We start from the raw sequence: 7,532 nt of genomic DNA, 5'->3' as shown, positions 1-7,532 counted from the left end.
GAAAGGGGCGATTCGGTGGTGTCTGTTGGGCCGTATAGCGAAGCGGTTGTAGGAGCTAAACGTAGGGTGGGTAACGCGAAGCTTACCCACCGGTTTTCGGGAAGGTCGTGCGCAGACGACTCAAGCGCCGATCTCGGTGGAAAATGCTCCGCAATTTTCCACCCTACGAACTTCTGAAGGTCATTGATTAATTGACCCTGGCTCGACACGGCTTCTTGCTTTTCCATTGCACGGCCTGCCAGACGACGCCGAACGCCCCTTTCAGGAGGCCGAATGGAATCCGCGCGGAGGGGAGCGAGCGGCATGGATGCCGCGAGAGGCGTAAAGGGCCATGGATGGCCCTTGTACGCCGGCCCCCGAAGCGCGGATGGAATGAGGGAAGTCGAGCGAAGCGAGACCCGGATGGAGGGGCAAGCGTTTTTGGTTACTTTTTCGGCGTTTGGAAAAAGTGACTCGCCGTGCAGGGCGAAACCTGAGGCTGGACCCACCAGCAGAGCGGCGTCGTCGTTATCAGGTTGCGGCAGCTCCGCCGGATCGCGAGCAAAGACTGGGCGTCCCCCTACACTCCTACGAAAAGCGAAAGACCGTTCAACGGTTATGGCATAGGGTGAGCGACGACTGTCCACGGCGCCCCCTAAAACGGCTGAATACTGGTGGTCAGGGTGCCGATCAAAAGCGCCCACCCATCCACCAGCACAAAAATCATCAGCTTGAACGGCAGCGAGATCATCATCGGCGACAACATCATCATGCCCATCGCCATCAACACGCTGGCGACCACCAGGTCGATTACCAGAAACGGCACGAAGATCATGAAACCCAGCTGAAACGCGGTCTTCAGCTCGCTCAGCACGAATGCCGGCAGCAGCAGGGAAAAGTCCAGGTCTTCAAGGTTCTCCGGCACTTCCTCGCCCGCCAGGGCAACCATGGTTTCCAGCGAGGTCTTGTTGGTCTGCGCCAGCATGAAGCCCGAGAGGCTGCCCTTGGAGACTTCCAGTGCCTGCTCCAGGCTGATCTCGTCGTTCTGGAAGGGCTCGAAGGCGGCGCTATGAATCTCCTGCCACACCGGGCGCATTACCAGCAGCGTGACGATCAGCGCAATGCCGATCAGCACCTGATTCGGCGGGCTCTGCTGCAGGCCGATGGCCTGGCGCAGGATGGCCAGCACGATGATGAAGCGAGTAAAGCAGGTCATCATCATCAGCATCGCCGGCAGAAAGCCCAGCAGCGTCATGATGATCAGGATCTGCAGCTTGACGCTGAATTCCTGTCCGTTCTCGGTATCGTTCAGATTGAACAGGGTGATCTCGCCACCGGCCGCCTGGGCCATCAGCGGAAACAGGCTGGCCAGCATCAGGCACAGCAGTGACAGCCCGCGGCGCAGCTTCATTGCGTCAGCGCATCCAGGCCGGCGCCGGAGAGTTCGACGATGCGCAGGCCATAGCTACCATTCATTACGACCACTTCGGCCTTGGCGAACAGGGTGCCGTTGACCTTCACATCCAGCGGCTCACCGGCCACTTTGTCGAGGACGATGACGCTGCTGGTGTCGCACTCCATCAGTTCCTTCAGCGAGATTTCCGCCGAGGCCACTTCCAGGGTGACGTTCACCGGGATCTTGCCGAAAAAGCTCAGGTCCTGGCGTGGCGCCTGGGGCTGGGGTGCGGGTGCAGCGGCTGGCTCGTCGGTGGTGTCGAGGCTCAGATCACCCTCGTTGATGAGGTTCTCGAATTCGTTGTCGGACAGTTGACCGGTCATTGGGATTTCACGCTTTCAAGTGAAGTGAGGTACAAGGCGCCGTCTTCTTCGAAGACAGTCCCCCGGAATAGCTTCTGTTGGTTGATGCGCACTTCGTAGCGGTCCAGCGGGCGCACCATGAGGATGTCGTTGAGCTGCAAACCGAGCACCTGCGACAGCGGCATCTGCACCGAGGCGACCACGCAATCGAGGCGGACCGGGAGATGCTTGATGTGGTCGACCGGATTGCCTGTCAGTCGCGTCGGCAGTGGCCCGGCCAGGCGCATGGTGAGTTCATCGACCAGTTCAGTATCGAGATGAATGAAAATCGACGACCGGCTATTGGTCAGGTGGCTGATGTATTCGAACTCGGCCACATATTCCCAGGTGGTTTCTTCGTAATCGTTTTCATAGCGCTCGAGTTCGCCAAACGTCTCGCCGGACAATATCGAGCGCGCGAATATATAGGTCAGGTCAAGACCCAGGCGATTACGCATCCGTTGTTCGGAAGTGCTGAGCGGCGGCGTGTCCTGATTGGGCACAATAGTGCCACCGTAATAACACTCCAGTGCTTCGGTCAATAACGCTCGGTCAATCGAGAATCCAACTTTCCCCATGGGCGAACGGTAAATGCAGTCCGGCGCCTGTTTGTTGGGTTCCTGCACATCGACCTTGCTCAACTCAAGGCTGATCCGGTAATTGCGCAGGAAGTAATCGCCCATCAAACGGGGATTCTTGTTGGTGGTTTCCTTAATAAACTGAGGAATCTTGTGGTGATGCCGCCCAAGCTTCTGCGGTTTCAATACAGTCAGGCTTTGGGCGGGCACGCCATGGTGGACTTTTGAATTGCCAGACATGTTGTGAACTGTATTTCCTGGTTCTTGCGCGGTCGGCGACGCCGGCAGCGCGGGTATAAGCAGAAGGTCGTTTGGCCAGGGCGGGATTTGCGGGCCTTAGGTCACAGGCACGGCTCTAGCGTGCCGCCACTCTAGGCTTGGGCGCGAGGGATAATTAAATCATTAGGTATCAATTGATCTTTTTTGAGATCACTGATGGGCAATTGATTTTAATTTAGCGGAACTGATTGGGCAGGGCTGAGCGCAATGGTTACCGTGCGCGCAGTTGTTTCGGAGTGATCGGCTGTCGGTAGTTGTCTCGATCGGCTAGTTGGACAGACAGGGCGACCAAAGTTCCGAACGAGTTAAATAAATTTTTCTTCAGCGAAGTCCGGCGTTGCGTTCAGGCCAACTGGCACACGTACCTTCGGCAAGGTGGTCCCATTGAACAGTGTCAGTCATGCAATGAACTACTCGTGCGAGGCGTTATTCGCTCCCACGCCGGCGCGCAAGAAGATTCTTATTGTTGGAAACAACGCCGAGTCGGGCGCCAATTTCCTCAGCGAAGGCTTGCGAAAAGAAGGGTGCACAGTATCGGCTTATGCCGATTTCAACGAGCTGGACACTCACTCACTAAAAGGTGTTTCGCTGGTTTTCGTACTCATTGGAACGGTCGCCGCGCATAACCTTTATGCGCAGGTCGATGCCTTGGTGCGTCGCGTTCGTAATATAAGCGTAGTGCCGGTTGTGCAATATGCCGATCAGGAAAAAGCGGCAGCCTTACTTGAACTGGGTTGTGTCGATTACCTGCTTTCACCCTTCAGTGAAAGTCAGCTCAGTGCCCTGTTGCGCCGGCAGGAATATGCCGGCGCCGCGCAGGAAAGCTTCGTCTCATGTTCCCAGGCCGGTCGCCGGCTGCTGGCCATGGCACAGCGTGTTTCGCTGACCCGTGCGCCGATCCTGATCACTGGCGAGACCGGCACCGGCAAGGAACTGATGGCGCGCTACATCCATCGCTTTTCGGCCAGCGCCGAGGCGCCCTTCATCGCGGTGAACTGCGCGGCGATCCCTGAACAGATGCTCGAATCCATCCTGTTCGGCCATGAGAAGGGCGCCTTCACCGGTGCGGTTACTGCGCAGCCTGGCAAATTCGAACTGGCCAATGGCGGCACCTTGCTGCTCGACGAAATCGGCGAACTGCCGCTGGCCCTGCAGGCCAAGCTGCTGCGGGTATTGCAGGAGCAACGCGTTGAGCGCCTCGGTGGTCGCAAGGAAATCGAACTCAACGTGCGGATCATCGCCGCCACCAACCGCGATCTTCAGGTGGAAGTGGCCGAAGGGCGTTTCCGCGCCGACCTGATGTTCCGCCTCGACGTGCTGCCGCTGCATATCAGCCCACTGCGTGAGCGCAAGGAAGATGTCCTGCCGTTGGCGCGTCGCTTCGTTGCCAAGTACGCACCGCAGGAGGCTGGCGAGGAGCTGTTCACCGCCGATGCCTGCCGCGCGCTGATGCTCCACGACTGGCCGGGCAATGCACGCGAATTGGAAAACACCGTGCAGCGCGCGCTGGTACTGCGCAACGGCCTGTTCATCCAGCCGCAGGATCTGGGACTCGCAGTGCCGGCGCAGGCCGAAGTGCGCATGGAAAAACCGCAGCCCCTGTTCGCCGAAAGCGGAAAAGCTGCCCTGCGCGCCAGTGGCAAGTGGGCCGAGTACCAGCACGTGATCGACACCATTCGCAGGTTCGACGGGCACAAGACCAAGGCCGCTGCCAGCCTCGGGATGACATCGCGCGCCTTGCGCTATCGCCTCAATGCCATGCGCGAGCAGGGCATCGAGCTGAATTTCTGATCCAGACACTTTTATTGCCGAACAGGGGAAAGCCAGCGATGAGTTCAATCACTCAAGTGCAGCAGGAGATGCTGGGCCGGATGCAGCAGCTCGCGGATGTCGCGGGCAGCCCGGCAATCAAGCCTGCAAGCCAGGCGGCGCCCGATGCAGGTGGCCTGTTCATGGCCGCGATGCGCTCGGTCGATACCCAGCAGCATCAGTCCAGCGCGGCCATGGCTGCGGTGGACAGCGGCAAGAGTGACGACCTGGTTGGCGCCATGATCGACAGCCAGAAGGCCAGCGTGTCGTTCTCCGCCCTGCTGCAGGTGCGCAACAAACTGACCACGGCGTTCGATGACGTCATGAGAATGCCGCTGTGACAGAGCGTGAGAGCTAAGACGTGTTCGAAAAACTAAAAAACAAGCTGCCCGCTGGTGGCCTGCAACTCGATCCGCGGGTGACCCTGGCCGGCATGGCGGTGATCGCTGCTGCGCTGGCGGTTGCCGTGGCCTTCTACCTGTGGCGTGACAACGGCTCGTTCCGGCCGCTGCATGGCGCGGGCGAAGCCTTTCCGGTTGCCGAGGTCATGCAGGTCCTTGACGCCGAAGTCGTGCAATACCGCATTCATCCGCAGAGCGGGCAGATTCTGGTCCGTGAGGATCAGCTGTCCCGTGCGCGCATGCTGCTGGCCGCCAAAGGCGTGAAAGTGGCCCTGCCGGCAGGCTACGAACTGTTCGACAAGGAGGAGCCGCTGGGCACCAGCCAATTCGTGCAGGACGTGCGCCTCAAGCGCAGCTTGGAAGGCGAGCTGGCGCGCACCGTGATGTCGCTCAAGGGTGTGCAGCATGCTCGGGTGCACCTTGCGCAGGAGGAGAACAGTTCCTTCGTCATCAGCAAGCGTGCGCCGACCAAGGCATCCGTGATGCTCCAGCTCGAGCCTGGTTACAAGCTCGGCGCCGATCAGGTCGGCGCAATCGTCAATCTGGTGGCTGGCAGTGTGCCCAATCTCAAGCCCGAGGATGTTGGCGTGGTCGACCAGTACGGCGCACTGCTGTCGCGCGGCCTCAACGTTGGCGGCGGTCCGGCGCAGAACTGGGGCGCGGTCGAGGACTACCAGCAGAAGGCGGTCGCCAATATCGAACAGGTCCTGGCGCCGGTACTGGGCAGCGGCAACTACCGCATCAGCGTGGCTGCGGACATCGACTTCAGCCAGAAAGAAGAGACCTTCCAGTCCTACGGCGAGACGCCGCGCCTGCGCCGTGAAGTCCTGAGCAATGAAAGTGCACTGGACCAGTTGGCCCTGGGCATTCCCGGCTCGCTTGCCAATAGGCCAGTGGCGCCGCCTAAAGAGGGCGAGGAGGCTGCGGCGGCAAAGAATGAAACCAAGGGCGCGACCTCCCTGCGTGAAGAGTCGACCCGTCAGATGGATTACGACCAGAGCGTGGTGCACGTCAAACACGCCGGTTTTGCGCTGCGTCAGCAGAGCGTGGCGGTGGTCGTCAACGCCGGAGCTGCGCCGGAAGGCGGCTGGAGCGACGAAGCCCGTGCCCAGCTGGAAGCAATGGTGCGCAGCGCCGTTGGCTTCAAGCTGGAGCGCGGCGATCTGATCACCCTCAGCGTGCTGCCTTTCGCCTCGGTGGAAACAGTCACGCAGGAAGTGCCCTGGTGGGAAAACACCCAGGTGCATGCGCTGGCCAAACTTGCCCTGGCTGGGGTGATCGCGCTGCTGCTGTTGCTGATCGTGGTCCGCCCGGCCGTGCGCAGCCTGACCCGGCGCAATGCACCGGCAGAAGCGGACGCTGTTCCACTCGAAGGCACCCTGGCAGCCGCTTCGGTGCCGGTGCCGACGGCAATTGAAGCCGAGGCGCGGGCAGCATTGGCCAGCCCGCGTGCAACCGGCGACGGCATCCATATTTTCGGCGAGCTCAATCCGCTCTCGGAAATCCGTTTGCCGGCGCCGGGTTCAGGGCTGGAGCTACAGATCGAGCATTTGCAGATGCTCGCCAAGAACGACCCGGAGCGCGTTTCGGAAGTCATCAAGCATTGGATAGGCCGCAATGAAAGAGACCTCAACCCAGCCAGCTGAGTCGGTTACCGGCTCGAGCAAGGAAATCAAGGCGCGCCCGGTGCAACTGCGCTCGGTGAGTTCGCTGGACCAGGCGGCGATCCTCATGCTGAGCATGGGCGATGACATCTCCGCGGGCATCCTGCGCAATTTCACGCGCGAAGAAATCATCAGCATCAGCCAGGCGATGGCGCGTTTGTCCAACGTCAAGCAGCCGATGGTTTCCGATGTCATCAGCCGCTTCTTCGACGACTACAAGGAGCAGAGCAGCATCAAGGGCGCCTCGCGCACCTACCTGTCAGGCATGCTCGGCAAGGCGCTGGGCGGCGACATCACCCGTTCGCTGCTCGATTCCATCTATGGCGAGGAGATCCGCGCCAAGATGGCGAAGATGGAATGGCTCGATCCCAAACAGTTCGCTGCATTGATTGCCAAAGAGCATGCGCAGATGCAGGCCGTGTTCCTTGCCTTCCTGCCGCCGGGCATGGCCACCGACGTGCTCGAGTGCATGCCGCCCGAGCGCCAGGACGAATTGCTCTACCGCATCGCCAACCTAAACGAGGTCAACAGCGACGTCATCGCCGAGTTGGAACAGCTCATCGATCGCAGCCTGCAGGTGCTCTCCAATCAGGGCTCGCAGGTGCGTGGCGTGAAGCAGGCGGCGGACATCATGAACCGCTTCAAGGGCAACCGTGACCAGATGTTCGAGTTGCTGCGCGCGCACAACGAAGAGCTGGTCGGCAAGATCGAGGATGAAATGTATGACTTCTTCATCCTTTCGCGGCAGAACCCGGACGTGCTGCAGACCCTGCTGGAAGTGATCCCGCTGGAGGAATGGGTCGTCGCGCTCAAAGGCGCTGAGCCTGCGTTGGTCAAGGCCGTCCAGGCTGCGATGCCCAAGCGTCAGGCGCAGCAGATGGAATCGATCAACCGCCGTCAGGGCCCAGTGCCGCTGAGTCGTGTAGAGCAGGTGCGCAAGGACATCATGGCCGTGGTCCGTGACATGTCCAACGAAGGCGATCTGCAGGTTCAGCTGTTCCGCGAACAGACGGTCGAGTAAGCGC

The 7,532-nt window shown here is 60.2% G+C and carries 8 protein-coding genes; 4 read left to right on the top strand and 4 right to left on the bottom strand.

Features of this window, described 5'->3' with window-relative positions:
- From NA619_RS18685 to NA619_RS18670, 4 genes are all read right to left on the bottom strand, one after another.
- The coding region (locus NA619_RS18685; protein WP_255963300.1) for a hypothetical protein at positions 1-227 on the bottom strand (227 nt) is incomplete at its 3' end.
- Positions 228-634: 407 nt separating this feature from the next.
- A complete protein-coding gene (fliP, locus tag NA619_RS18680; RefSeq protein ID WP_255963299.1) occupies positions 635-1,390 on the bottom strand; it encodes a flagellar type III secretion system pore protein FliP in 756 nt (251 codons plus the stop codon).
- The gene (fliN, locus tag NA619_RS18675) at positions 1,387-1,758 is read right to left on the bottom strand and encodes a flagellar motor switch protein FliN (protein WP_255963298.1); all 372 of its coding nucleotides are present in this window, start codon (positions 1,756-1,758) and stop codon (positions 1,387-1,389) included. Before fliN ends, fliP begins: the two co-directional genes overlap by 4 nt.
- Positions 1,755-2,594 carry a FliM/FliN family flagellar motor C-terminal domain-containing protein gene (locus NA619_RS18670; protein WP_255963297.1) on the bottom strand — a complete coding sequence of 280 codons (840 nt, stop codon included), beginning with the start codon at positions 2,592-2,594 and terminating at the stop codon, positions 1,755-1,757. The genes fliN and NA619_RS18670 overlap by 4 nt, the downstream gene beginning before the upstream one ends.
- Positions 2,595-3,038: 444 nt before the next feature.
- Here NA619_RS18670 and NA619_RS18665 point away from each other — a divergent pair, with 444 nt between their 5' ends.
- From NA619_RS18665 to NA619_RS18650, 4 genes are read left to right on the top strand one after another with little or no spacing between them, the layout of a single operon-like run.
- The gene (locus tag NA619_RS18665) at positions 3,039-4,424 is read left to right on the top strand and encodes a sigma-54-dependent transcriptional regulator (RefSeq protein ID WP_255963306.1); all 1,386 of its coding nucleotides are present in this window, start codon (positions 3,039-3,041) and stop codon (positions 4,422-4,424) included.
- A gap of 38 nt (positions 4,425-4,462) precedes the next feature.
- Positions 4,463-4,783, top strand: coding sequence for a flagellar hook-basal body complex protein FliE (gene fliE / locus NA619_RS18660; protein WP_255963296.1), 321 nt, complete (start codon positions 4,463-4,465; stop codon positions 4,781-4,783).
- A gap of 20 nt (positions 4,784-4,803) precedes the next feature.
- On the top strand, positions 4,804-6,489 hold the full coding sequence (fliF, locus tag NA619_RS18655) for a flagellar basal-body MS-ring/collar protein FliF (RefSeq protein WP_255963294.1): 1,686 nt from the start codon (positions 4,804-4,806) through the stop codon (positions 6,487-6,489).
- Complete coding sequence (locus tag NA619_RS18650; protein WP_255963293.1) at positions 6,461-7,528, top strand: FliG C-terminal domain-containing protein; 1,068 nt, start codon at positions 6,461-6,463, stop codon at positions 7,526-7,528. The genes fliF and NA619_RS18650 overlap by 29 nt, the downstream gene beginning before the upstream one ends.
- Positions 7,529-7,532: the final 4 nt, after the last annotated feature.

The sequence above is a fragment of the Stutzerimonas stutzeri genome, assembly GCF_024448895.1.
GTDB lineage: Bacteria > Pseudomonadota > Gammaproteobacteria > Pseudomonadales > Pseudomonadaceae > Stutzerimonas > Stutzerimonas stutzeri_Q.
The sequence above is the reverse complement of the archived record's forward strand: the minus strand, read 5'-3'. Positions and strand labels throughout refer to the sequence as shown.

What these genes read in the sequence shown, in the direction of transcription:
- NA619_RS18665 (WP_255963306.1), top strand. Translation starts at nt 3,039, where the DNA reads ATGAACTACTCGTGCGAGGCGTTATTCGCTCCCACGCCGGCGCGCAAG.
- fliN (WP_255963298.1), bottom strand. Translation starts at nt 1,758, where the DNA reads ATGACCGGTCAACTGTCCGACAACGAATTCGAGAACCTCATCAACGAG.
- NA619_RS18670 (WP_255963297.1), bottom strand. Translation starts at nt 2,594, where the DNA reads ATGTCTGGCAATTCAAAAGTCCACCATGGCGTGCCCGCCCAAAGCCTG.
- fliE (WP_255963296.1), top strand. Translation starts at nt 4,463, where the DNA reads ATGAGTTCAATCACTCAAGTGCAGCAGGAGATGCTGGGCCGGATGCAG.
- NA619_RS18650 (WP_255963293.1), top strand. Translation starts at nt 6,461, where the DNA reads ATGAAAGAGACCTCAACCCAGCCAGCTGAGTCGGTTACCGGCTCGAGC.
- fliP (WP_255963299.1), bottom strand. Translation starts at nt 1,390, where the DNA reads ATGAAGCTGCGCCGCGGGCTGTCACTGCTGTGCCTGATGCTGGCCAGC.